Origin of the sequence: Ruegeria sp. HU-ET01832 (genome assembly GCF_040371315.1) — a bacterium.
Classification (GTDB): Bacteria; Pseudomonadota; Alphaproteobacteria; order Rhodobacterales; family Rhodobacteraceae; genus Ruegeria; species Ruegeria lacuscaerulensis_A.
The window spans coordinates 381,335-403,489 of record NZ_BAABWL010000004.1 but is presented as its reverse complement, the minus strand read 5'-3'; the positions used below and the strand labels follow the sequence as shown (position 1 = coordinate 403,489).

The 22,155-nt window shown below is 58.7% G+C and carries 29 protein-coding genes; 10 read left to right on the top strand and 19 right to left on the bottom strand.

Annotated features, from left to right (window positions below; all coding sequences use genetic code 11):
• Nucleotides 1–4: 4 nt before the first annotated feature.
• A complete protein-coding gene (locus ABWV79_RS14750) occupies nucleotides 5–712 on the bottom strand; it encodes a GNAT family N-acetyltransferase (protein ID WP_353392796.1) in 708 nt (235 codons plus the stop codon).
• Nucleotides 709–1,431, bottom strand: coding sequence for a competence/damage-inducible protein A (locus ABWV79_RS14745; RefSeq protein ID WP_353392794.1), 723 nt, complete (start codon nucleotides 1,429–1,431; stop codon nucleotides 709–711). The genes ABWV79_RS14750 and ABWV79_RS14745 overlap by 4 nt, the downstream gene beginning before the upstream one ends.
• Before the next feature lie 51 nt (nucleotides 1,432–1,482).
• Between ABWV79_RS14745 and sfsA the strand changes: the two genes are divergently transcribed.
• Complete coding sequence (sfsA, locus tag ABWV79_RS14740) at nucleotides 1,483–2,184, top strand: DNA/RNA nuclease SfsA (RefSeq protein ID WP_353392792.1); 702 nt, start codon at nucleotides 1,483–1,485, stop codon at nucleotides 2,182–2,184.
• 1 nt (nucleotide 2,185) lies between these two features.
• Here sfsA and ABWV79_RS14735 read toward each other — a convergent pair whose 3' ends face one another.
• A complete protein-coding gene (locus ABWV79_RS14735; protein ID WP_353392790.1) occupies nucleotides 2,186–2,488 on the bottom strand; it encodes a hypothetical protein in 303 nt (100 codons plus the stop codon).
• A 304-nt stretch (nucleotides 2,489–2,792) separates the two neighbouring features.
• Here ABWV79_RS14735 and map point away from each other — a divergent pair, with 304 nt between their 5' ends.
• Nucleotides 2,793–3,617 carry a type I methionyl aminopeptidase gene (map, locus tag ABWV79_RS14730; protein ID WP_353392788.1) on the top strand — a complete coding sequence of 275 codons (825 nt, stop codon included), beginning with the start codon at nucleotides 2,793–2,795 and terminating at the stop codon, nucleotides 3,615–3,617.
• Here map and ABWV79_RS14725 read toward each other — a convergent pair.
• The 4 genes from ABWV79_RS14725 to ABWV79_RS14710 are packed head-to-tail and all read right to left on the bottom strand — an operon-like array spanning nucleotide 3,593 to nucleotide 6,188.
• Nucleotides 3,593–3,772, bottom strand: a complete 180-nt coding sequence (locus tag ABWV79_RS14725; RefSeq protein ID WP_353392786.1) for a hypothetical protein — start codon at nucleotides 3,770–3,772, stop codon at nucleotides 3,593–3,595. The two genes, map and ABWV79_RS14725, sit on opposite strands and share 25 nt — an antisense overlap.
• Before the next feature lie 22 nt (nucleotides 3,773–3,794).
• Nucleotides 3,795–4,430, bottom strand: a complete 636-nt coding sequence (locus ABWV79_RS14720; protein WP_170755221.1) for an HAD family hydrolase — start codon at nucleotides 4,428–4,430, stop codon at nucleotides 3,795–3,797.
• Nucleotides 4,423–4,980: a 16S rRNA (guanine(966)-N(2))-methyltransferase RsmD gene (rsmD, locus tag ABWV79_RS14715; RefSeq protein WP_353392784.1), complete on the bottom strand. Its 558-nt coding sequence runs from the start codon at nucleotides 4,978–4,980 to the stop codon at nucleotides 4,423–4,425. The genes ABWV79_RS14720 and rsmD overlap by 8 nt, the downstream gene beginning before the upstream one ends.
• Nucleotides 4,977–6,188 carry an NAD(P)/FAD-dependent oxidoreductase gene (locus ABWV79_RS14710; RefSeq protein WP_353392782.1) on the bottom strand — a complete coding sequence of 404 codons (1,212 nt, stop codon included), beginning with the start codon at nucleotides 6,186–6,188 and terminating at the stop codon, nucleotides 4,977–4,979. Before ABWV79_RS14710 ends, rsmD begins: the two co-directional genes overlap by 4 nt.
• A gap of 99 nt (nucleotides 6,189–6,287) precedes the next feature.
• Between ABWV79_RS14710 and ABWV79_RS14705 the strand changes: the two genes are divergently transcribed.
• The 4 genes from ABWV79_RS14705 (at nucleotide 6,288) to ABWV79_RS14690 (ending at nucleotide 7,820) form a co-directional block, all read left to right on the top strand.
• Entirely contained in the window at nucleotides 6,288–6,773 is a 486-nt protein-coding gene (locus ABWV79_RS14705; protein WP_353392780.1) for a peroxiredoxin, read from the top strand.
• Nucleotides 6,774–6,875: 102 nt separating this feature from the next.
• Nucleotides 6,876–7,121 (top strand): glycine zipper 2TM domain-containing protein, encoded by a 246-nt coding sequence (locus ABWV79_RS14700; protein ID WP_353392778.1) that lies wholly within the window; start codon nucleotides 6,876–6,878, stop codon nucleotides 7,119–7,121.
• A gap of 11 nt (nucleotides 7,122–7,132) precedes the next feature.
• On the top strand, nucleotides 7,133–7,480 hold the full coding sequence (locus ABWV79_RS14695; RefSeq protein ID WP_247742508.1) for an EF-hand domain-containing protein: 348 nt from the start codon (nucleotides 7,133–7,135) through the stop codon (nucleotides 7,478–7,480).
• A 28-nt stretch (nucleotides 7,481–7,508) separates the two neighbouring features.
• Nucleotides 7,509–7,820 (top strand): hypothetical protein, encoded by a 312-nt coding sequence (locus tag ABWV79_RS14690; RefSeq protein WP_170355941.1) that lies wholly within the window; start codon nucleotides 7,509–7,511, stop codon nucleotides 7,818–7,820.
• Here ABWV79_RS14690 and ABWV79_RS14685 read toward each other — a convergent pair.
• The 4 genes from ABWV79_RS14685 to ABWV79_RS14670 are packed head-to-tail and all read right to left on the bottom strand — an operon-like array spanning nucleotide 7,817 to nucleotide 10,559.
• Nucleotides 7,817–8,110 (bottom strand): 4a-hydroxytetrahydrobiopterin dehydratase, encoded by a 294-nt coding sequence (locus ABWV79_RS14685; RefSeq protein ID WP_170355939.1) that lies wholly within the window; start codon nucleotides 8,108–8,110, stop codon nucleotides 7,817–7,819. The two genes, ABWV79_RS14690 and ABWV79_RS14685, sit on opposite strands and share 4 nt — an antisense overlap.
• A complete protein-coding gene (locus ABWV79_RS14680) occupies nucleotides 8,107–9,294 on the bottom strand; it encodes a GNAT family N-acetyltransferase (RefSeq protein ID WP_353392776.1) in 1,188 nt (395 codons plus the stop codon). The genes ABWV79_RS14685 and ABWV79_RS14680 overlap by 4 nt, the downstream gene beginning before the upstream one ends.
• 45 nt (nucleotides 9,295–9,339) lie before the next feature.
• Nucleotides 9,340–10,107: a glycerophosphodiester phosphodiesterase family protein gene (locus ABWV79_RS14675; RefSeq protein WP_353392775.1), complete on the bottom strand. Its 768-nt coding sequence runs from the start codon at nucleotides 10,105–10,107 to the stop codon at nucleotides 9,340–9,342.
• Nucleotides 10,104–10,559 (bottom strand): RidA family protein, encoded by a 456-nt coding sequence (locus tag ABWV79_RS14670; protein ID WP_170355934.1) that lies wholly within the window; start codon nucleotides 10,557–10,559, stop codon nucleotides 10,104–10,106. Before ABWV79_RS14670 ends, ABWV79_RS14675 begins: the two co-directional genes overlap by 4 nt.
• A gap of 315 nt (nucleotides 10,560–10,874) precedes the next feature.
• Between ABWV79_RS14670 and ABWV79_RS14665 the strand changes: the two genes are divergently transcribed.
• Together ABWV79_RS14665 and ABWV79_RS14660 are read left to right on the top strand one after the other, a co-directional pair.
• Nucleotides 10,875–11,672, top strand: a complete 798-nt coding sequence (locus ABWV79_RS14665) for an MlaA family lipoprotein (RefSeq protein WP_353392774.1) — start codon at nucleotides 10,875–10,877, stop codon at nucleotides 11,670–11,672.
• Nucleotides 11,662–12,270, top strand: a complete 609-nt coding sequence (locus ABWV79_RS14660) for an MlaC/ttg2D family ABC transporter substrate-binding protein (RefSeq protein WP_353392773.1) — start codon at nucleotides 11,662–11,664, stop codon at nucleotides 12,268–12,270. The genes ABWV79_RS14665 and ABWV79_RS14660 overlap by 11 nt, the downstream gene beginning before the upstream one ends.
• Nucleotides 12,271–12,341: 71 nt before the next feature.
• Here the strand turns inward: ABWV79_RS14660 and ABWV79_RS14655 are convergent, their stop codons facing one another.
• From ABWV79_RS14655 to ABWV79_RS14640, 4 genes are read right to left on the bottom strand one after another with little or no spacing between them, the layout of a single operon-like run.
• Nucleotides 12,342–13,436: an ABC transporter ATP-binding protein gene (locus ABWV79_RS14655; protein WP_170355929.1), complete on the bottom strand. Its 1,095-nt coding sequence runs from the start codon at nucleotides 13,434–13,436 to the stop codon at nucleotides 12,342–12,344.
• A gap of 5 nt (nucleotides 13,437–13,441) precedes the next feature.
• Nucleotides 13,442–14,347, bottom strand: a complete 906-nt coding sequence (locus ABWV79_RS14650; protein ID WP_170355927.1) for a carbohydrate ABC transporter permease — start codon at nucleotides 14,345–14,347, stop codon at nucleotides 13,442–13,444.
• Nucleotides 14,340–15,212, bottom strand: coding sequence for a carbohydrate ABC transporter permease (locus ABWV79_RS14645; protein WP_170355925.1), 873 nt, complete (start codon nucleotides 15,210–15,212; stop codon nucleotides 14,340–14,342). The genes ABWV79_RS14650 and ABWV79_RS14645 overlap by 8 nt, the downstream gene beginning before the upstream one ends.
• Before the next feature lie 58 nt (nucleotides 15,213–15,270).
• Complete coding sequence (locus ABWV79_RS14640) at nucleotides 15,271–16,515, bottom strand: ABC transporter substrate-binding protein (protein ID WP_170355923.1); 1,245 nt, start codon at nucleotides 16,513–16,515, stop codon at nucleotides 15,271–15,273.
• A gap of 219 nt (nucleotides 16,516–16,734) precedes the next feature.
• Between ABWV79_RS14640 and ABWV79_RS14635 the strand changes: the two genes are divergently transcribed.
• Nucleotides 16,735–17,469, top strand: a complete 735-nt coding sequence (locus tag ABWV79_RS14635) for a response regulator transcription factor (protein WP_170755211.1) — start codon at nucleotides 16,735–16,737, stop codon at nucleotides 17,467–17,469.
• The gene (locus tag ABWV79_RS14630; protein WP_353392770.1) at nucleotides 17,466–18,908 is read left to right on the top strand and encodes a sensor histidine kinase; all 1,443 of its coding nucleotides are present in this window, start codon (nucleotides 17,466–17,468) and stop codon (nucleotides 18,906–18,908) included. Before ABWV79_RS14635 ends, ABWV79_RS14630 begins: the two co-directional genes overlap by 4 nt.
• A gap of 4 nt (nucleotides 18,909–18,912) precedes the next feature.
• Here the strand turns inward: ABWV79_RS14630 and fliP are convergent, their stop codons facing one another.
• The 4 genes from fliP to fliF are packed head-to-tail and all read right to left on the bottom strand — an operon-like array spanning nucleotide 18,913 to nucleotide 22,109.
• The gene (gene fliP, locus ABWV79_RS14625) at nucleotides 18,913–19,644 is read right to left on the bottom strand and encodes a flagellar type III secretion system pore protein FliP (RefSeq protein ID WP_353392769.1); all 732 of its coding nucleotides are present in this window, start codon (nucleotides 19,642–19,644) and stop codon (nucleotides 18,913–18,915) included.
• Nucleotides 19,644–19,931, bottom strand: coding sequence for a FliM/FliN family flagellar motor switch protein (locus ABWV79_RS14620; protein WP_170355916.1), 288 nt, complete (start codon nucleotides 19,929–19,931; stop codon nucleotides 19,644–19,646). Before ABWV79_RS14620 ends, fliP begins: the two co-directional genes overlap by 1 nt.
• Nucleotides 19,924–20,520 carry a FliH/SctL family protein gene (locus tag ABWV79_RS14615; protein ID WP_353392768.1) on the bottom strand — a complete coding sequence of 199 codons (597 nt, stop codon included), beginning with the start codon at nucleotides 20,518–20,520 and terminating at the stop codon, nucleotides 19,924–19,926. Before ABWV79_RS14615 ends, ABWV79_RS14620 begins: the two co-directional genes overlap by 8 nt.
• A complete protein-coding gene (gene fliF / locus ABWV79_RS14610; RefSeq protein WP_353392767.1) occupies nucleotides 20,520–22,109 on the bottom strand; it encodes a flagellar basal-body MS-ring/collar protein FliF in 1,590 nt (529 codons plus the stop codon). The genes ABWV79_RS14615 and fliF overlap by 1 nt, the downstream gene beginning before the upstream one ends.
• Nucleotides 22,110–22,155: the final 46 nt, after the last annotated feature.

The window sequence follows — 22,155 nt, the reverse complement described above, 5'->3', positions numbered from 1 at the left end:
CTCCTTAGATACACTGACGGTAATGGTATTCTCCGACGATCTCCATTCCAAGTGCCTGATAGAGACCATTGGCCCCAGCATTTGCCTTGGTGCAGATTACGCTTAGGGTTTGCGCGCCTTGTTCCTGCGCCCAGAACGCAGCTGCACGCATCGCCCATTTTCCCAGCCCGTGGCGACGATGATCGGGCAGGATTTCCAACGCATGGACCATGGCAATAGCGCCATGCATGGCGACAAAACCGGTACCTGCGGGTTGATCCGAACGCCTCAATAGCAGACCCGTTTTCGGCCCCGTGGTACGGGCCATCACGGCCAATCGCGCAGGTCCGATCCCGCCTTTGGCCCAGATCTCATTCATGATGGCCAGCGGATCCCAGATGGCAAAGGCTGTCACACGCGGAATCGGGATATCCGTCAAGTGACCAACCGGGCAGGAATAGATATTGACGGGGTCCAGAACCTCATAGCCTCGGTTCTCGAGTTGCCGATCAAGCACCTCATCGCCGGGCCACAAACAAAAGATGCGCTTCTGACCCATCGCCAGCATCGCCGTTTCGGCCGAGTCGATCTGTGCCTCGGTCGCCGGTCCAAGAGCACTGGCTGCCGACACACGAGAACCGCCGCCCTGCCCTTCGCGCAGTTGAAACGGCCCAAGCCGTTCGTACCGTGCGGCAGGCCATGTGCCATCAACGATACTGGCCCAGCGCGTCAAAGCTGAAGCTCTTTCGCAAGCCGGGTGATTGCGGCATCGACTTGCGGCCCATCGGTGCCTCGGACGACAATATTGGCACCGAAGACACCGTTGACCTGAAATGGATAGCTGCCAATCGCCAAATCTGGAAAATCAGCAGCCAAGACGGCCAGAGGCCCCGCGATGTCACCTTCGCCGCGATTGACGCGCAGCGTCTGAGACAGCAGTGGGCTTCCACCGGTCAGGCCCGGCAAAACGCTGGCCACCATGGCCTGAAACACCGAAGGCACCCCGGCCATGACATGCACGTTCTCGATCGTGAAACCGGGTGCTGTCGATACCGGGTTGTCGATCAGGGTCGCGCCATCCGGGATGCGTGCCATGCGCAAGCGAGCCGCGTTCAGCTCTAACCCGGAATTTTTATAATGTGCTTCTAGCAGAGCCCGGGCGTCAGCGCGCACATCAATGGCCGCACCAAAGGCCCGTGCGATGCAGTCGGCAGTGATATCGTCATGTGTCGGGCCGATTCCACCGCTGGTAAATACATGGTCATGTGCATGGGACAGCGCCTTAACGGCCGCCTCAATCGCCGGAGCGTCGTCGCTGACAATGCGCACCTCTTTCAGGTCGATGCCTTGTTTGGTTAGCTCACCGGCGAGATAGTGCGTATTGGCATCGCGTGTGCGGCCCGACAGGATTTCATCCCCGATCACCAGCATTGCAGCGGTTGGATTGGCCATGGCGCATACCCTCTCTTGATCGACCCTACGGGCAGGTATAGGCCGTGGGACATGCGATTTGAAACCCCTCTTGTCCCCGCCCGCCTGATCCGCCGCTACAAACGCTTTCTGGCCGATTGCCAGCTGGAGGACGGGCGCGAGGTGACAGCCCATTGTGCCAATCCGGGCTCGATGATGGGGCTAGCGGAGCCTGGCCAGAAAATCTGGCTGGAACCCAATGACGACCCGAAGAAAAAGCTGAAATACGGCTGGCGGCTGGTCGACCATGAAAACGGGCATTTCACCGGGGTGGATACATCCGTTCCCAACAAAGCCTTGCGCGCCGCACTGCAGGCTCGTGACATCCCGGCTTTGGCTGCTTATGAAACCGTCCGGCCCGAGGTCAAATATGGACAAAACAGCCGCATTGATTTTCTACTGACCCAACCCGGCCTGCCCGACGCCTATGTCGAGGTCAAAAGCGTTACCCTGTCGCGCCAAACCGGTCTGGCCGAGTTTCCCGATAGCGTCACGGCGCGTGGCACCAAACACTTGGGCGAGTTGGCTGAGATGGCAACACAAGGACATCGGGCAATCATGCTGTATCTGGTGCAGCGCACCGATTGCGGCAGGTTTGCTCTGGCTGCAGACATCGATCCCGCCTATGTGGCAGCTTTTGAAGCCGCTAGAGGAGTGGAGCGGCTGATCTGCGGCACGACGATTTCGCCCCAAGGTGTTTGGGTCGACGCAGGCAAAGACTGGCAAATCACATAACTTAACCAGAGAACCGGAATTCGCCCAGATATGCACCGTTTTGCGGATTGAACCCGCGATAACTGCCATCTTCTGCCAGTCCCACGACCGCGCACAGCTTGCGGCCCTGTCGGAAAGTGGCCCAACGGCTGCAAATTTCACTCCCTTCCAACCACCAATCGCCAGTGTCCTGCCCCAGCTGCGGCACACGGATTTGAAATCCGCCGTCGCTATGTATCCGGGCGGATCCAGTGATATGAAACCGCTGAAACGCGATTTTGCGGTCCGTTGTCAACAAAGCAGACAGGTCATCCGCGGACAGCATCTGCACCTCCTCTCGGCACCCGGCAAGGACGCAAAGGGCAAGGATCAGGTTTCTTCTCAAACGTCGTGTCCTTTGTTGCGCAGCGTGACCCTATCGTCATTCTGCGGGTGCGCAGATCACAAGATCGCGCGAAATTACCCGCCAACTGACAACCCAATTGCATCTAAACTGCAGGCATGCTTGAATTTCTGCAGTATCAAACCATTTTTATTGATCTGCAAACCCGCGACCCATCGCCCTCTGGAACTTTCTGCACAAGCAGCGTAAACAAAGTGCTGCGCGAAACATTTGGAGCCTAGCGTCGATGAAAGAGCATCGTGGCCGCCTGACCAAGGACGGTATCCGCATCTATGAACAGGGTGACTTTGCCGGCATGCATGCGGCAGGGGCCTTGGCTGCACGGATTCTGGATGATATCGCCCCGCATGTGTTCCCGGGCCAGACCACCGGCGCGATTGACGGGTTGATCACCCAGATGGTCGAGGACGCGGGCGCGACCTCGGCAACCATTGGATACAAGGGCTATCAGCACGCCAGCTGCATCAGCGTAAACCATGTTGTCTGCCACGGCATTCCCGGCGACAAGCGGCTGAAAGACGGCGATATCCTGAATATCGACGTCACGGTTATTGTGGATGGCTGGTTTGGCGACACCTCACGCATGTATGTGGCCGGTAAGCTGCCCCGCAAAGCCGAGCGTTTGATTCAAGTGACCCATGACGCCCTGTTCAAGGGCATCGAGATGGTCAAGCCCGGCAACACCTTCGGTGATATCGGCCACGCGATTCAGGCCTATGTCGAGGCGCACCGGATGAGCGTCGTGCGCGATTTCTGCGGTCACGGTCTAGGGCGTGTATTCCACGCACCGCCCAACGTGTTGCACTACGGTCGTCCCGGCACCGGTGCCGTCCTGGAAGAGGGCATGTTCTTCACCATTGAACCGATGGTCAATCTGGGCCGACCCGAGACCAAGACGTTGGCCGATGACTGGACCGCCGTGACTCGCGACAAGTCGTTGTCAGCGCAGTTTGAACACTCGGTGGGTGTGACGGCCAATGGGGTCGAGATTTTCACCCTGTCACCGGGCGATATGTTCCACCCGACCTATTCGTCCAGATCAAGCGCCTGATCGCGGAGCAGTTTCAGCAACAAAGTTTCATCCCGCCACGGGATGACGGCGTCATGGATGAAAACCGGGGCGCGCAAGGGCTTGCGCTCGGGGCTGGTTGAGGTGTCGGCATCCTGCGAAGGTGCCCAGAACGGAGGGGTGAGTGCGCGATCCATACCGTAGCTTACCACATCCGGTTCAGAGTCCCAAAATCACCGGAACTTGAGCCATGTCCGTAAACAGCTCGGCCCCCAGATCAGCCAGTTTTTGCCCTCCGCCCTGTGGCGCATAAGCCAGACAGCGCATATCGGCGCGCATTGCGGCGGTGACGCCGCTAGGGCTGTCCTCGATCACGACGGGAGCTTTCGCGCCAAACTGTTCAGCCGCCGTCAGAAACAGGGTTGGATCGGGTTTCGCCACCTTTAGAACATGGGCCGAGAAAGCCACATCCCGAAACCTGTCCCACAGTCCGTTTTGGCCCAGTGTGATCTGCATCTTGTCCGGACTGCCATTTGAGGCGACGCAAAACGGGATATCTTGCGCGTCCAGCGTGACCAGCAGATCGGCAACACCCGGCATCAGGTCCACTCCGCCGCGAAGACGCGCGTAGGTCTCTGCATAGACTTCATCGACCCAATCCTGGGGTAGGTCCGCGCCGAGCGCGCGAGCCTTATCACGCACCCCGGTCATGGTGCCGCCAAGAAAGAACCCCACACTGTCTTCAAGAGTCAGGTCCAGCCCATAGCGTGAAAGGTTTTCGACCAGCACCTGATTGGACAGCGGCTCACTGTCCACCAGCACGCCGTCGCAGTCAAAGATCACCAGATCATGCATCGGCACCGCCCTTCCACATCAGCGTGATATGCGTATCGCCGTATTTGCGGCTGTCTTGCAGGGTGAACCCTTCGGGCGGCTGCATTGGGGCGTTTTCCTCCCACACGATCAGGGCGTCATCGTCGACCCAGCCGGGCAGCGCAGCAATAGCCTTTTGGCCCATCGATTTGCCGTAAGGCGGATCAAGAAAGATCAGGTCATAAGGCGTACCGGGATTGTCACCCAACCTGGTCGCGTCGCGGCGGATCAACTGGGTTCGGTCAGCGCTGCGGGTCAGGTCGATATTCTTGCGGATCAGCCCCTGCGCCACGCGCCCGTCATCCACGAAGGTCACATGAGTCGCACCGCGCGACAGTGCCTCAAGCCCCAATGCGCCGGTGCCTGCAAACAGGTCCAGCACGCGCAGCCCGTCAAAATCAATCTGGTGACTTAGGACGTTGAACAGACTTTCGCGCACCCGGTCCGTCGTAGGCCGCAAATGCGCCCCCGCATCCCCCTTGCCGACCGAGGCCAAAGCCCGGCCCCGGAAATCTCCGGCGATAATCCTCACGCTTTGAGCAGCGGTTTCAGGTCCGCATTCGGGTCGGCCACCACGGCGGGATCGGCGGTTTTGCCGGCGTCGATCAGGCGTTTGCCGACCATGTAGGCGCGCGGATCGTTCATCGCGTCCACCGCAATCAGTTGATCGCCTCTGTAATACCAGAAGGACACGGTTGCGCCCTCTCCCTGCCGGGTCACGACGCGATCATAGCCGGTGTTCAAACCGGCGATTTGCAGTTTGACGTCATACTGGTCCGACCAGAACCACGGCGTCGCGGTGTAATCCTTGGCCGCGCCCAGCATGTTCTGGGCCACGATTTCGGCCTGATCAATGGCATTGGGTACGCTTTCCAGACGGATACGCCCTTCGTCATGCGGGAAAGACGCGCAATCGCCCGCCGCCCAGATCGACGGATCCGAGGTACGGCCATGAGCGTCGGTTTTGATGCCGTTCTCCAGCTCCAGCCCCGCAATTTCAGCCAGCTGAGTCGCAGGCGCGATGCCCACGCCGACCACGACGAAATCAACGGCAATCTCGGTGCCATCGGTCAAAATTGCGCCTGTCACTTTGCCATCTTCGCCCAGCAGACGGTCCAGCCCGACGCCTTCACGGATATCGGCCCCGTATCCGGAATGCAGCGCGCGGAAATAATCGCTGGTCTCAGGTGCGGCGACCCGTTGCAGGATGCGGTCAGCCATCTCGACCAAGGTCACCTTGACCCCGCGCTTGGCGCAAACCGCAGCCGCCTCGAGCCCGATATAACCTCCGCCTACGATTAGCGCGCGGGCGCCGTCGGTCACGCGCGGCTCCATCTCGTCGATATGGGCAAGATCGCGCACCACATGTACGCCTGCCAGATCGCCACCAATCGCGGCAGGCAGGCGGCGCGGGTCGGACCCAGTGGTCAGCGCCAGTTCGTCATAGGAAATGACCTCATCACCCAGCGACACGGTCTTGGCTTGCGGATCAATCGCGGTCACGCGCTGGCCCAGACGCAGGGTGATGTTGTTCTCGGCATAAAAGCTCTCGGGGCGCAGGAACAGGCGCTCCAACTCCATCTCGCCCAGCAGGTAAGCCTTGGACAAGGGCGGGCGCTGATAAGGCAGATGCGGCTCGGCCCCGATCAGGGTGATATCGCCCTCAAACCCTTCTTTGCGCAGCCGCGCCACCAGCGATGCACCCGCCTGCCCGGCACCGATCACGACAATATGGCTCATCTTCCCCTCACCCTGTCGAATTCCCGTGGTCTCCTCCACGCGACCACCTATATTGCGGCTGAGCCCGACTCTGCAAATCCAAACGACAGGAGCACAAAAATGATTTCAACAGGTGATACGCTGCCCGACGCCACACTGACCCAGATGGGTGCCGAAGGCCCTGAAGAGGTTCGGATTTCCGACAAGACAAACGGGCGCAAAGTGGTGATCTTTGCCGTCCCCGGTGCATTCACGCCCACCTGCCATTCGGCCCATGTACCCAGTTTCATGCGTACAAAAGACCAGTTCGACGCCAAGGGCGTGGACGAAATCATCTGCGTCTCGGTCAACGACCCCTTCGTGATGAAAGCCTGGGGCGAGGCCACCGGCGCGTCCGATGCGGGCCTGACCATGCTGGCGGATGCCGCGTCCGAGTTCACAAAAGCCATCGGCATGGATTTCGACGCCCCGCCGGCGGGGCTGATCGCGCGCTCGAAACGCTATGCAATGCTGGTCGAGGATGGCAAAGTCACCGCGCTGAACCTGGAAGAAAGCCCCGGCGCGTGTGACATTTCCGCTGGTGAAGGTCTGCTGGACGTCATCTGACCCTGTCTGGCCCCGGCAAGGTCGGGGCCTTTTCGCCTAATTTCACTTGATAGACCGCTCTGAACCGAAAATACTTAACCCAGTTGTTCAGGGAATCCATTTATGAAAGTCATAACTATCACCCTATGTCTGGGCTCGGCAGGCGCTTTAGCTGCGTGCGGCCCGGCCCCTACCCCACAGCAGCAAGCCGCGCGACAGCATGAGATCGCATGCCTCAGCGGCACAGTCGGAGGCGCACTTTTGGGCGGCGTCATCGGCAACCAATTCGGTGGCGGATCTGGTAAAACGATCCTGACAGCGGCCGGCGCTGCTGTTGGTGGGATCGAAGGTCAGAAATTCGCATGCTGAGGGTACAGATCATGAAACTTGGTTTAGTGACGCTATGTGCAACCCTGTTGGCCAACACCAGTGTGGCCGAAACCGTGGCAGAGCTGCATGAGAACGAACTGAAAGCCATCGACGCCAACAATGACGGTTTTCTGTCCAAAGACGAGTTCAACGCCTTTTCAGACTATGCATTTCAGGCGATGGATGAGGACAAGAGTGGCACGCTGGGTCTGGAGGAAGCCAAACCCTTTCTGGACATAAAGCAATTCCAAAGCGTTGACCGCAATCGGGATAACGTTATCTCTCGATCAGAATATGATGCGCAGATGACTGAGGATTTCTCATCTGCCGACAAAAACAGGAACGGTCAGTTGGACTAGGACCGCCCCAACTCGACAGGAGCGCGCTATGAACAAATGGATTTCTCTGGGTGTTCTGGCTTTGCTTGCAGCGTGTGACGTGCCGCAAGCGCCGATTGTAACCGGACCGGATGGTCAGCAGCGGATACAAATAAACACCAGCGGGCTGACCTGTTATGACACGCGGTGTCTAGACATTAACCCGGCGGCGCGGTCGGTGCGATCGAATGGCCTACGAGAAACTCGCATCCCGAAAAATATCGACGTGAGCAGTGGCACTGTAACGCCTGATGAATTCCGGCAAATGGGTGTGGCTGCCTCGCTGGCGGGTGGCGTCGGCTCGGCAAGCGACCGGGGTTAAACCAGACTGTCCATCTTTCGGGCCAGCTTTGCGTCCAGCGCCGACAATCCACCCACATCATGGGTAGACAAGGTCACCTCGACCGTACGGTAGACATTGAACCATTCGGGGTGATGGTTCCATTTCTCGGCAAAGATGGCCACTTGGGTCATCCAGCCAAAGGCGTGGACAAAATCCTGGAAGATGAAAGTCTTGGTGATTGCGTCCCGGCCTTCCACCATGGTCCAGCCATTTTGAAACAGAGGGTCCAGAAGGGGGCCGCGCGTTTCCGTTGACAAAAGTTCGGTCATTGCTGTTCCTCCGGGTTCGCTTTTCTGAACGGGCCGTAATCCGTCAGAATCTCGATCTCTTCTCCCACTGCGCGGGCCTCGGCGTCCAGATATTTTCGGATCGCGTCGGAAAAGCCAGGGTCGTTGACCCAGTGAAGACTGTGCGTGCGCGTTGGCAGATAACCGCGGGCCAGCTTGTGTTCCCCCTGCGCGCCCGCCTCGACCCGTGACAAGCCTTGCGCAATGGCAATATCGATTGCCCGATAGTAACACAGTTCGAAATGCAGGCAGGCGTGATGTTCGATGCAGCCCCAATAGCGGCCATAAAGCGTCTCGCGCCCGATGAAATTCAACGCACCCGCAATTGGATATCCATCCCGTTCAGCCAGCACCAACGCCATGTCGTCGACCATGGTTTCATGAGCGATGTCAAAGAACTGACGAGTCAGATAGGGGACCCCCCACTTACGTGACCCAGTGTCCTGATAAAACCGCCAGAACGCATCCCAGTGCTCTGGCCGCAGGTCATCGCCCGTGTAGGTGCGAATCTGGCCGCCAAATCCACAGGCCTGCGCACGTTCCTTACGGATATTCTTACGTTTGCGCGACGAGAGCGCCGCCAGAAACCCGTCGAAATCCGCATAGTCATGATTGAGCCAGTGAAACTGTTGCGAATGACGCACCATCAGGCCCATTTCTTCACCCGCTTCGGCCTCGGCCTCGGTGCAAAAGGTCGCGTGGATGGATGAGACCTGATTATCCGCCGCCAGTTGCACCGCGCCTTGTACGAGGGCCGACAGGCCGACGCCCTCATACCCCGGCCGCACCAGAAACCGTCGCCCCGTGGCGGGTGTGAAGGGCACCGCAATTTGAAGCTTGGGGTAATAGCGCCCGCCCGCATTCTCATAAGCGTGCGCCCAGTTGTGGTCAAAGATGTACTCACCCTGCGAATGCGACTTGGCATACATCGGGGCCGCGCCGATCAGCATTCCGTCCAGATACGCGGTCAGATATTGCGGTTGCCAGCCTGAGCCGCGCCCGACCGAGCCGCTGTTTTCCAGCGCCAACAAAAACCGATGCGTGGTAAACGGATCCAGTGGGCGACCGCCATCGGCCGCCTCGGGACAGGCGCAACTGTCCCACTCTGCAGCAGGGATTTGCGACAGCGACCCCAATACCCGAACCTCGATTTGCGCCTGATCCATGTGCCCTCCGCGTCTTGTCTTTATCTGTGACGGATGGGGTGGGGTTCAACCCGAGTGGGCGGCCAAATACCCCTCGAAGGTCACATTATCGGCAACCTTGCGGGCCTCTGCCTCTTGTTCGGGCGAGCGGATGGTCCAACACAGGATCGGCACACCCTGCAACTTCAACTCGGCCACACGGGGACGCGCCAGGTCTGCAGCCTCATGACTTATAAAACTGGCGCTGACCCGTTCGAAATCGGGAATGCCACGCAAATGGTCGCAGACTGCTTGTGGCAGATGTTCGACCTTGGGCTGATACGAACAGGTTGTGATGCCACGCGGTAGATGGGGGGCAATTCGTGCCAGTTCGGCGACGGAATTTGGATTGAATGACATCAGCGCCAAGGCCCCGTCATAGCCCTGCAAAGCACGCACGGTGTCTTGCTCCAGAGGGCCAACATCAGTGCCCATCGCGCCATCCTGATCTTTCAATTCGATCAGCAGAGGCACTTGCCCGGCCACGATCTCAAGCACCTCGTCCAACGTCGGGATACCGTCTGCGGCATGCAAAAGCTGCGTCGTTTGCGCCTCGGCCGCCGAGATTTGCTGAATCGGGCCAGAACGGCCCGTCAGACGGGTCATGTCATAGTCGTGAAACACCATCGCCCGGTTGTCGCTGGTGCGTTGCAGATCAATCTCGATACCATATCCGGCCTCGACAGCCGCGCGAATGGCCGCCCGGCTGTTTTCCGGGCGGTTGTCCGAGAGGTCGTGCAATGCCCGATGCGCGATCGGAGACTGCAGGAACACGTCAGGCAAGGCGGGTGTCATGCGACCTCGAAAATACCTTCGATCTCAACAGCCACGCCCAAAGGCAGCGCCGCAGCACTGACAGCCGAGCGCGAATGGCGACCAGCCTCACCCAGCGCTTCGACCAGAAAGTCCGACGCGCCGTTGATGACCTGTGGCTGTGCTGTGAAATCAGGGGTCGAGTTCACGAACCCTGTCAGTTTGATCACCCGCACCAGCTTGTCGATATCACCGCCACATGCCGCTTTGACTTGCGCCAGCAGGTTGATCGCACACACTTTGGCGGCTGCTGCACCAGCTTCGACCTCCATGTCATCGCCCAGCTTGCCGATGATCATCGAACCATCGTTCGAAATCTGCCCCGAAACATAGACGATGTTACCAACGCGCACGAAAGGCACATAGTTGGCCGCCGGTGCCGGCGCGTCGGGCAGTGTAACGCCCATGCTGTCCAGTTTTGCTGCAATGCTCATGTGATGGTCCTCACCTTAATTCGAGTCGGTCGGACGCTAACCGGGAAAGACCGGTTCGAAAAGCACCAAACCGCCGAATTAAGCGTCAATGGTGCTGTAAGCATGACTTCTCTTATTCTTTAGTGTTGAACTCGTGTCACTTTACCTTGACCTCTTAACCGGGTTACACGCTGGCTGTTTCAATAGATTTGTGAAACACCTATGTGACATTGAATTGCGCCGTTAGAAACGGCCAAAGGCAGTATTGATTGAACGTTCAGGCGCATTCGTTCCTGACGTGTTGGAGTGGCAAAGACCGTGCTAAGCAAAATCCGCTTGAGGCCCCTTATCCTCCTGTCCCTAGTGGCTACTCTCGGCGCCTGCGCTACACGCCCGCCGGAAGGCACCCCTCCGGGTGAGGTGTTTGACCCTTACGAAAGAAATAATCGGGGTATTCATAAGTTCAATCTGGGCGTTGACCGGTTTCTGTTCCGTCCCGCCTCGAAAGGCTATGTGAAGATCTTCCCCGATCCGGTTGTGACCAGTTTCAGCAATTTCGCGGAAAACCTGACCATGCCGGGGCAGGCGCTGGACTATCTGTTGCAGGGAAATCTGAAACAGTCGGGCAATGCCCTGCTACGCTTTGCAATCAATACTACCGTTGGCGGGGCAGGCTTATCCAAACCTGCGGACGAGTTGAACCTGCCGCCGGTTGACACCGACTTTGGCGAGACACTGCATGTCTGGGGTGTCGGAGAAGGCGCTTATGTGGAACTGCCACTATACGGCCCATCGACCCAGCGCGACGCAATTGGTGTTGTGGTCAATCTTTTCTCGAACCCGATCAACTTTTCGCCTGTGCGCCCGATCGACAATATCGGCGTCTATGCCGAGGTTGTGCGGCGCGCCGGGGATCGGGGTCGGTTCTCGGATACGGTCGACTCGATCCTGTATGAAAGCGCCGACAGTTATGCGCAGTCACAGACCATCTACCTGCAAAACCGCCGGTTTGAACTGGCGCGAGACGATGAAAACGCCTATCTGGGCCTATATGACGACCCCTACGCAGACATCGGAACCGACCCTGTCAGGGACCCCTACCTAGACCCCTACGAGGACCCCTATGCTGAATAACCATCTGAATCGACGCGGATTTGTCGCCACTGGCCTGGCCGGTGTTTTGATGACCGCCCTGCCCGCCTACGCCCAGACCGAAGCCAGCGCCAAGGCGCTGGTGGTAAGTGTGGTGGACGATATCAACCGCGTGATCGCCTCGGGCAAGTCCGAAAAGTCGATGATCCGCGATTTCGAGAAGATTTTTGCGCAATATGCCGACGTACCAATTATGGCACGTTACGTGTTGGGTGCTGATGGCCGATCTGCCAGCCCGGCGCAGCTGCGACAATTCACCGACGCCTTTCAGGGCTATATCTCGAACAAATATGGCCGCCGCTTCCGTGAATTCATCGGCGGTCAGGTCACCGTGCGCAACGCCCGCAAGATCAAAGCGGGGTATGAGGTGCGCACCTCGGTTAAACTTCAGGGCTCGTCCCCGTTCGAGGTGACGTTCCTGGTGTCGGACAAATCGGGCCGTGACCGGTTTTTCAACATGTTCATCGAAGGGGTGAACATGCTGCTGACCGAGCGCACCGAAGTTGGCGCGCTGCTGGACGCGCGCGGAGGCGATCTGAACCGTCTGATCAAGGACATGAAGCAGAACAAGCTGAGCTGATCGGGTTCACATGACAAAAGCGCCGCGCGACCCTCATCGCGCGGCGCTTTTTTGTTGGGGCTTGAACGCCCTTAGTTCAAGCGCTCGCCGGTTTCTTTGGCGAAATACGACACTTTGCTCATGTCGAAGGCGAGGTTCAGAGGTTTCCCCGCCTGCGCGCTGGTTTCCGCGTGCAGACGCGCCGTGACCTGCTTGCCGCCCAGCTCCGAGACCACATAGGTGTCGGCCCCTGCAGGTTCGACCATATCGACAAGACATTCAGCCTCTTGCACACCGTCACCTGCGCGGAACCCGGCCTCAGCGATGTCCTCGGGACGCAGACCCAGGATCACGTCCTGCGGAAGGGCCAGATCACGCGAATCCGTCAACAGCAGGTCGCCACCCTCACGCGCGATGGCGATCTGGGTGCCCGAACCATTCTTGCGCGCCTGTGCCGGGATCAGGTTCATCGCGGGTGAGCCCATGAAATCCGCCACAAACAGATTGGCCGGGTTGTTGTAGATCTCGGCCGGGGTGCCGATCTGCTGCACCACCCCACCTTTCAACACGACGATCTTGGTCGCCAGCGTCATCGCCTCAATCTGGTCGTGGGTGACATAAACGATCGACGCATCCAGCGTCTGGTGCAGTTTCTTGATCTCGGTCCGCATCTCGACCCGCAGCTTGGCGTCGAGGTTGGATAGCGGTTCGTCGAACAAGAACAGCTTGGGATCGCGCACCAGCGCCCGACCCATGGCCACACGCTGACGCTGTCCACCTGACAACTGGCTTGGGCGGCGGTTCAGCAGTGGTTCGATCTGCAACAGCTGTGCGACCTCTTTCAGCTTGGCATCCTGCGTCGCCTGATCGACCCCGCGCACTTTCATGCCAAAGGTGATGTTCTTGGCCACGGTCATGGTCGGATACAAAGCGTAGGACTGGAACACCATCGCGATGTCGCGGTCCTTGGGGCTGACATGGGTCATGTCCTTGCCACCAATGGACAGGGTGCCGCCAGTGATCTCCTCCAACCCCGCAATGCAGTTCAGCAGGGTGGACTTGCCGCAGCCCGAGGGGCCAACCAGCACCAGGAAATCGCCCGGCTCGATCGAGATGTTGATGTCCTTCAGAATCTCGGTCGCACCGTAATTTTTGTAGAGTTTGTTGATATCAAGGATGGGTGCCATGGGTCTTATCCCTTCACAGAACCGGCGGTCAGGCCGCGGATGAAATACTTACCGGCAACGACATAGACGAGCAGCGTCGGCAGCCCCGCGATGATCGCGGCGGCCATGTCGACGTTGTATTCTTTGACGCCGGTGGTGGAGTTTACGATGTTATTCAGTGCCACGGTCACGGGTTGCGTGCCCGCCTGGCTGAACGACACGCCAAACAGGAAATCGTTCCAAATCTGCGTGAACTGCCAGATCACGGTCACAACGATGATCGGCAGCGACAGCGGCAAGAAGATCGACCAGAAAATCCGCAGGAACCCGGCCCCATCGACGCGCGCGGCCTTGGTCAGCTCGGACGGGATGGTGACATAGTAGTTGCGGAAAAACAGCGTGGTGAAACCCAGCCCGTAGATCACATGGACAAAGATCAGGCCCGGGATGGTGCCGGCGATCCCCATCATGCCCAACAGGCGCGCCATCGGCAGCAAAACCACCTGAAACGGAATAAAGCAGCCAAACAGCATCAGCGAAAAGATGATGTTCGCGCCTTTGAACCGCCACTGTGCAACGACATAGCCGTTCAGCGCACCCAGTAGGGTCGATATCGCCACCGCAGGCACCGCGATCAGAACCGAGTTCCAGAAATATGGCCGCAGGCCTTCGCACTGAATACCGGTACAGGCACCGGACCATGCGGTTTTCCAGGCGTCAAAACTGACCTCGCGCGGCAAGGAAATCAGGCTGCCAGTGCGGATTTCCTCAAGGCTTTTCAGCGATGTGGTCAACATCACGAACAGCGGCATCAGGTAATACAGCGCAAACAGGCCCAGCAGCACGTACAGCAACCAACGCAGGGCAATCTTGCCAACGGCACTTTGGCTACGGGGTTCGGTTTGGGATTGGGGCATCGACAGATCAGTCATTTTTCGCCCTCAGCTCTGAGTAAAGATAGGGAACGACGATAGCAAAGACGACCAGCATCATGATCATCGCGGAGGAAGCCGCCTGACCAATATCGCCGCGCGAAAACGCCATGGCGTACATGTATGTGGCCGGCAGATCGGTCGCGTAACCCGGTCCGCCGCCTGTGAGGGCGATGACAAGGTCAAAGCTTTTAATCGCAAGGTGGGCCAGCACGATGAAGGCCGACAGGAAGATCGGAGCCATCGACGGGATGATAATCGCCGTGTAGATGCGCCATGTTGGGATACCATCGACTTGGGCTGCCTTGATGATCTCACCATCCACCGAACGCAGGCCAGCGAGGAACAGCGCCATGACGAAGCCCGAGCTTTGCCAGATCGCGGCCATCACGATGGTGTAGATCGCGTAGTCCGGGTTCACCAGCCAGTCGAACTCGAAATTCGTGAAGCCCCAGCCCTGCACCATGGATTCGATGCCTAGGCCCGGGTTCAAAATCCATTTCCACGCCGTACCGGTCACGATCATCGACAGCGCCATCGGGTACAGATAGATCGTTCGGATGGCCCCTTCGACCCGGATCTTCTGATCCAGCAGAATAGCCAGAAGCAGGCCAAGCACCATCGCAATGATGATGAAAAGCGCGCCAAAGATATACAAGTTGTTGATCGCCGTATCCCAGCGGGGCGAGTCAAACAGGCGTTCATACTGGATGAATCCCTTGATCTCGTATTTCGGCAACAGTTTCGATCGTGTCAGTGACACCCAGGCCGTCCATCCGATAAAGCCGTAGACAAAGATCAATACGGCAATGAACGACGGTGCCAGCACCACCTTGGGCAGGTGGTTTTCCAGCCATTCGGACATGATTTCCTCCGGGGAAAGATGCTCTGCCCCGTCAGTATAGGGGGCAGAGCGATTTGGATCAGTAGCTGTTAGCCACTGCTGCCGCCAATTGCTGAACCGCGTCAGCCGACGACATATCCGAGTTGAAATGCGCGGTCACAACATCCGTGATCGCACCAGACTGCGACCCGCGCAGCGCCATGCCGTGGGCATAAGACGGCAGCAGCGAGCCTGCGTCCGAGGTCGAACCCATATCTTCGGCCGACAAGTTGGCGCAGATGTCAAAGTCATCCAGTGCCACGTCGGTCCGTGCCGGGATCGAGCCTTTGTTCAGGTTGAACACTTTCTGGAAGTTCGGTGCGACGATCAGCTTGGCCAGCAGGTCCTGACCGGCTTTCTTGTCATCTCCGTCCACATCGAACATTGCAAAGCTGTCGACATTGTACAGATAGCCGTCTCCGGGGGTCGAGGCGCACAGGAAATCCTCGCCGGGTTTTTTGCCCGCCGCCAGGAACTCGCCCTTGGCCCAATCACCCATGATCTGGAACGCCGCCTCACCGTTCATGACCATCGCGGTGGCCAGGTTCCAGTCGCGGCCCGAGAAGTTCTCGTCCACGTAGCCGCGCATTGTGCGCATCTGGTCGAACACCTGCACCATCGTGTCCGAGGTCAGCGCCTCAGGGTCCAGATCAACCAGCGCTTTCTGGAAGAACTCGGGACCGCCAATGCCCAGTACCACGGTTTCAAAAACGGTCGCGTCCTGCCATGCCTGACCACCATGGGCCAGCGGGATCACACCTGCGGCTTGCAGCTTATCCGCGGCAGCGTTGAATTCGTCCCACGTGGTCGGCATCTCGATGCCATTTGCGGCCAGAACGTCGGCATTGGCCCAGATCCAGTCAACGCGGTGTACGTTCACAGGCGCGGCGCACCACGTGCCCTCGCATTTCATATGGCCCGCAATTGAGGCTGGCAGAACATCGGCCCAGCCTTCGGCCTCGGCCACGGACGAGATATCGGCCAGCACCCCTTCTTCATACCATTCCTGAATGGCCGGGCCTTTCAACTGAACGGCCGTCGGCGCGTTGCCCGACAGAACGCGGGCGCGCAGCGCGGTCATCGCAGCATCACCGCCGCCACCGGCCACGGGCATATCGGTCCAGCTGCCACCATTGGCTGCGAATTCCTCTTGCAGGACGGCAACCGACTTGGCCTCGCCCCCCGATGTCCACCAATGCAGAACTTCTGCCTGGGGGCCCGCCAACACCGACGATCCGGCCACAACAGCCAGCGTCGATACGGTGGCAAATGCAAAACGTTTCATTTCTTGTCTCCTCCCTAGAGAACGAAGTGACTGCCGCAGCAGCGATGTCGGCCATACTGGGGCGCACGGGCCGTCTGGCAACTTGGAATCCGCGCCAAACCGGTGCATCAGCCCAATTTTTCATCGCTTCTGTTACCGCGTGTTACGTTGACATTGAATCTGTTTCCGTTCGTTACAATTGACGATATCGGAGGAACAGTGACTGGGAGGACAAACCGCGTGAGTATCCCGCGACTTTTGGTGGTGGATGACGACCCCGAGATGCGGGCGATGATGACCCAGTTCCTGCAGCAGAACGGGTTCATCGCCCTGCCCGCCAGTTCTGAAAATGAAATCCGCAGCCACCTGAACACCGGCCGCATCGACCTGATCCTGCTGGACGTGATGCTGGGTGATGAAAACGGCGTCGAGATCTGCGCCCGCCTGCGCGCCGAACAGGATGTGCCGATCATTCTGGTCTCGGCCCTCTCAGCCGACCATCAGCGCATGGCGGGGTATGAAGTCGGGGCCGATGACTATATCGCCAAACCCTTCAACCCTCAGCTTCTGCTGGCCCGCGTGCGGGCGGTGATGCAACGGGCGCGGCGGTCATCGTCACTGGCCTACCGCCGCCGCATCCACAGCTTCCGCTTTGACGGCTGGCTCTATGATGGCAAACGCGATGAGGTGCATTCGCCCGAGGGCTATTTGGTGGCGCTGTCACAACGTGAGACGGCGTTGCTCAAGGTTTTGCTGGCCAATCCGCATATCCCCCTGACAAGGGATGAGATCGTCGCCGCGCTGGATGTCACCGGCGGCACAGACAAGCCCGAGGCGCAGGGCCGCGCCATCGACATGCTGGTGGGGCGGCTGCGGTCAAAGATCGAAGTCAACCCGAAGGACCCGCAGATGCTGCGCACCGAACGCGGCGTCGGCTATGTTTTTGCCGCCGACGTGTCGGTGCAAGAGGAATGACACTGCGCCTACGCAATTTAGGCTGGTTTTGGGTGATCTCAGCCTTCGCAACAGGGCTGGTATCGGCCAGCCTGTGGTTTGCTTCGGCCCGCGCCTGGAATCAGTTCCTGACGCAATCCTTCGTCGCGGGGTTTACGGTTTACGAAGACCTGCGCACCGGAATGGCCCCAGCAGCCCCGCTGTCCATTACGCCCTTGTCACCGGCGGATGCCGTCCTGGCCGATAAGGGAGAGTTCCAACAATTTCCTGGGTCTTCGGGCCGTCGGTTCCTAACCAACCTTTCGATCCTGACAGACAGTTCCGCGCCGCTCAACGGGCGTGAATTGACGCTGGCAATCCTGTCCGATCGTCTAGTCTATCCGGTGTCAGATATCGTCTCGCGTAGCGATCAGACAGGGCCCGAGAAGATGGGTAACCTGACACGATTGCTGGCCACCTATTGCAGCGAGCCGATCCTGATCGCGCAGTTTGGGCGTGGGCCATGGTACCGCGTGGACGGAACCGGTATCTGGGGGTGCGGCGCGGCCCCGGCCGATCTACGCCTGCCCGCGATATTGCTGGGAATCGTAGCGCTGGCGGTGATCCTGACCTCGGTCGGTAACGTGTCTGATACGTTCACGCGATTTGCCCACGCCCTGCGCGACCGTCGGAGGCGCGGGGGACCCGATAGTTACGACGCAGATGGCCCGACCGAGCTGCGGGACATCGTGTCTGCCGTCAACGCCCATCTCGATGCCGAGCGCGCTCAGTTGGAACAACGTGCCACTGTCCTTTCGGGCGTCAGCCATGATCTGGGAACTCCTGCAACCCGAGTCCGATTGCGCGCTGCGCTCATCGCGGATGACGAACTGCGTGAAAAGCTCGAAGCGGATGTGGATCAGATGACAGGCATGATCGAAAGTGTCCTGACATACACGCGCTCCGAACTGAGTGTCGAAGAGCCTCGTCAAATTTCACTGACATCCCTGGTCGAGTCGGTTGTCGACGACTATCAGGATATGGATCGCCCCGTGACCTTGCAGAACATTGATCCTGTTGCGGTTGAAGGTGCGCCATCCGTTTTCATGTCCCGGCGCGGGCACGGCACCTTGCAGGAAGCGCGGCGCATGCTGGTCACCGCCAGACCGATTTCGCTGAAACGCGCCTTGACCAACCTAATCGACAACGCGCTGAAATACGGCCGCCATGCCGAGGTCCAGCTTGAAACCGACGCGCATTCTGCCACGATCACGGTCGAGGACAAGGGGACCGATCTGTCGGTTCAGGATATCGAAGCTCTGATGGCCCCTTTCCAGCGTGGAACCAATACAGGGTCGTCAGACGGGTTCGGCCTGGGTCTGACCATTGCCGCGACGGTCGCGGAACAGCATGGCGGCGCGCTGCGGTTTGAGGCCGGAGATCAGGGGTTGCGCGCCCGATTGACGATTACACGGCACTGATCTGTCAAGCCATGTAACTTCGGACCAAGGCGCTAGCGATCGACGACCATCCGTCCGCAATTACAAAAAACGCCAGCTTGAACGGAAGTGATACCGTGGCCGGCGGTACCATCATCATACCCATCGACATCAGCACCGCCGCAACGACAAGGTCGATGATCAGGAACGGCAGAAAGATGAAAAAGCCGATCTGAAAAGCGCGTGCGATCTCGGACAGCATGAAAGATGGCATCAGGATCGACAGCGGAGCATCCAGTGACACATCGACTGTATTGCCTTCTGGTCGAAGCGCAGCCATTGCGTGAAATGTATCGGGGTCCAGCCTTGCGGCCATGAAGGCGCGAAATGGCTGCAACGCCCGTTCCAAAGCAGGCTCAACCTCCATCGTTTCATTGACCATGGGACGGATGCCAGTGGTCCAGGCTTCGGTAAAGACGGGCTCCATTATGAAATAGGTCAGAAACAAAGCCAGGCTGACGATCAGCATGTTGGGGGGCGATTGTTGCAACCCGATCCCTTGCCGCAGAATTGCCAGTACCGTGATCAGAAACGGGAAGCAGGTGATCATGATGGCCAATCCGGGTGCCAGGCTGAGAACGGCGATCAACAGGATCAACTGGACCGTCCGAGCCGAGATCGAGCCCCCATCCTCCAGCGACAAAGATAGCTCCTGCGCCATGGCAAAGGACGGAGTCATCCCTATCAGCGCAACGATAAGCCACGGCAATACGCGCATCAGCCGATCCCGTTCTGCAGGTCAGCAATCTCGGTCAGGCGTACAGCCAGCTGGCCCGGCTGATCCCCTTCCAACTCTTCCAGAAGACCCCGTGCGACAAGCTGGTCGCCGACATAGAGGTCGACCGGGTCCTCGATACGTTTATCCAGCGTCAGCACCGCATTCTCACCCATGTTCAACAGGTCGCGGATCAAAGGTCGGGCGCGCCCCACGGATACGGTGACTTCGATCGGAACAGACTCGAACGGATTGGCTTTCTCTGGTTTTGGGGTTTGGGGATCACTCATTGCTCATTGCCTCTTTTGCCTCAAATACATACGCGTCGAACGCCCCGGCGACCGATGCCAGCAGCCCATCAGTATCAACTTCACGCTGAGTCACGCCGACCTGCAGCCTTGCCTGTCCGGCTTCGAGCGAGGGATCTTCGATCACCTTCACCGCCGTTGACAGGTTGGGTGGGATCAACTTCTGAACCTCAACCGCGCGCCCCTTGGGAACAAACACTTGCATCGGTTGTCCGATCTGTTCCTGTGCCATCTCGCTGAGCTGTTCAACCAACCGCGCGGCGAACCCGCGATCTAGCGTGTCGGGCAGAACCGCGTTCACAAGGCTGTTGAACATGGGCTCCAGCGACAAAGTCATACGCGTCACGGCTTCATGGTAGGTGAAGGACATGTCCTCCAACGACTTGGCCAGCTCGGCTGAGACTTGCTTACGGCTTTGCTCTTGCGCTTGCAGAGCGTCTTCCCAACCTGCGCTGTAGCCTTGTTCGAATGAGGCCAACCGCTGTTCTTCAAGCGCGTCTTCATCCAACAGGTGGAGCTTTCCTCCACCGGTTTGCAGAGTGAAATCTTCAAGAAGATGGGCTATCGACATCAAGCACGCTCCTCACCTTCTTCAAGCCAGCTGCGCAGGATTTCCACGGTCTCTTCCTGCTTGTCGCCGATCATCGTTCGCAACCGGTCCACAGGGTCGGCGCCGGGCGCGTTGGCGAGAGTCGGAACACCACCTACCGGGGCTTGTCCAGGCAGCGACTGGTATTGGTCAACTTCATCGGTCGCGATCTCTCCGGTCAGGTACGCTTCGGGTTCTGTCGCGGAACCTGCCGGCAACAAGGCAGGCACGGTGGCCGGTTTCATCAGAATGGGTCGAATGACAACCAGGGCAAGGATCAGCGAAACCGCTGCCAGAATGATCATCTGGATCAACGACATCGCATCAAGATAGATACTCCCCCAAATCGAGTACGAAGCCACGGTTCCCTGCGGTTCAACCACGGGCAAATTCATGGACTTCAGTGTAATGACATCACCACGCTCGGCATCGAAGCCAACAGCCGAAGCGACAAGCTCTTTCAGTGCGTCCATCTCGACTTCCGGCATCGGCACAAAGCTCTCGACGCCATTTGCGTCTGACGATGTTGTACCGTTTACCAGAACGGCAACCGTCAAACGTTTGATGGCTCCAGGCGCGTTGTGGACCTCCAGCTCGGTTTCCGAAACCTCATAATTCACCCGCTCGCGCGTTTGGGTTGCGTTCGAATTCGATTCATCGCCACCGGCCCCGTCCCCATCCGGCAAGTTCGATGCAACGGTCACATCTGCAGATTGGTTACGGGCACTATCTGATCTTTCTTCGACATCGGTACTGATTGCGACACGGCCATTAGGGTCAAATCGACGCTCACGGATCGACTCGGTTTTGGTGACGGTGTCCACGCTGACTTCGACCACTGCGTTGCCGGTCCCCACGCGGGCTTCAACCAGGCGCAGAACACGCTCGCGCAGCTGTTGGGCTTTGTCGTCGGCCGTATCGCCCGCTACAGGATTGTCTTGCGCACCAATGACCGCACCATTCGAGTCGATCACGGCGACGTTTTCCGGCGCCAAGCCACTGACAGCGGACGACACAAGAAAGCGGATTGCCTTGGCCTGATCCGAAGTAATGTCGGCCCCTGAGGATACCAGATAGACCGATGCCGTCGGGGCAACGCTGCGTTGGAACGGATTCGAGGATCCGTTCGCGATATGAACCCGTGCCTGACTGATGTGCGGGCCACCGACAATGGTACGTGCCAGTTCCCCCTCTTTCGCGCGCCAGTACGCAGCGTCGAACATCTGGGACGTCGTGCCAAAGCCGCTCAGCGAATCCAGCAGCTCATATCCCCTATTTCCGTTCGCAGGCAGCCCTTCACTGGCCAGGGTCATACGCAGCTCGTCAAGCTGCGAACCCGGTACGTAGATCGAGCCGCCGCGAATCTCATATGGCACGCCACGCTGGTCCAGCGACCGCACGATATCGCCAGCTGCGCCACTTTCCAGCCCGGCATAAAGCAAGGTCATCGACGGCGCGCCTACCAGTCGCGACATCGTTAGAACCCCAAGAAACACCAGCACTACTGCACCGGCAACGATGATTTGTTTACGCCTGTCCAAACTTGCCCAGACAGTTCCGATCTGCTGCACGCTCACCTCCGACTCGCCGGCATTCTGCCCGGCACATCCCTTGTTT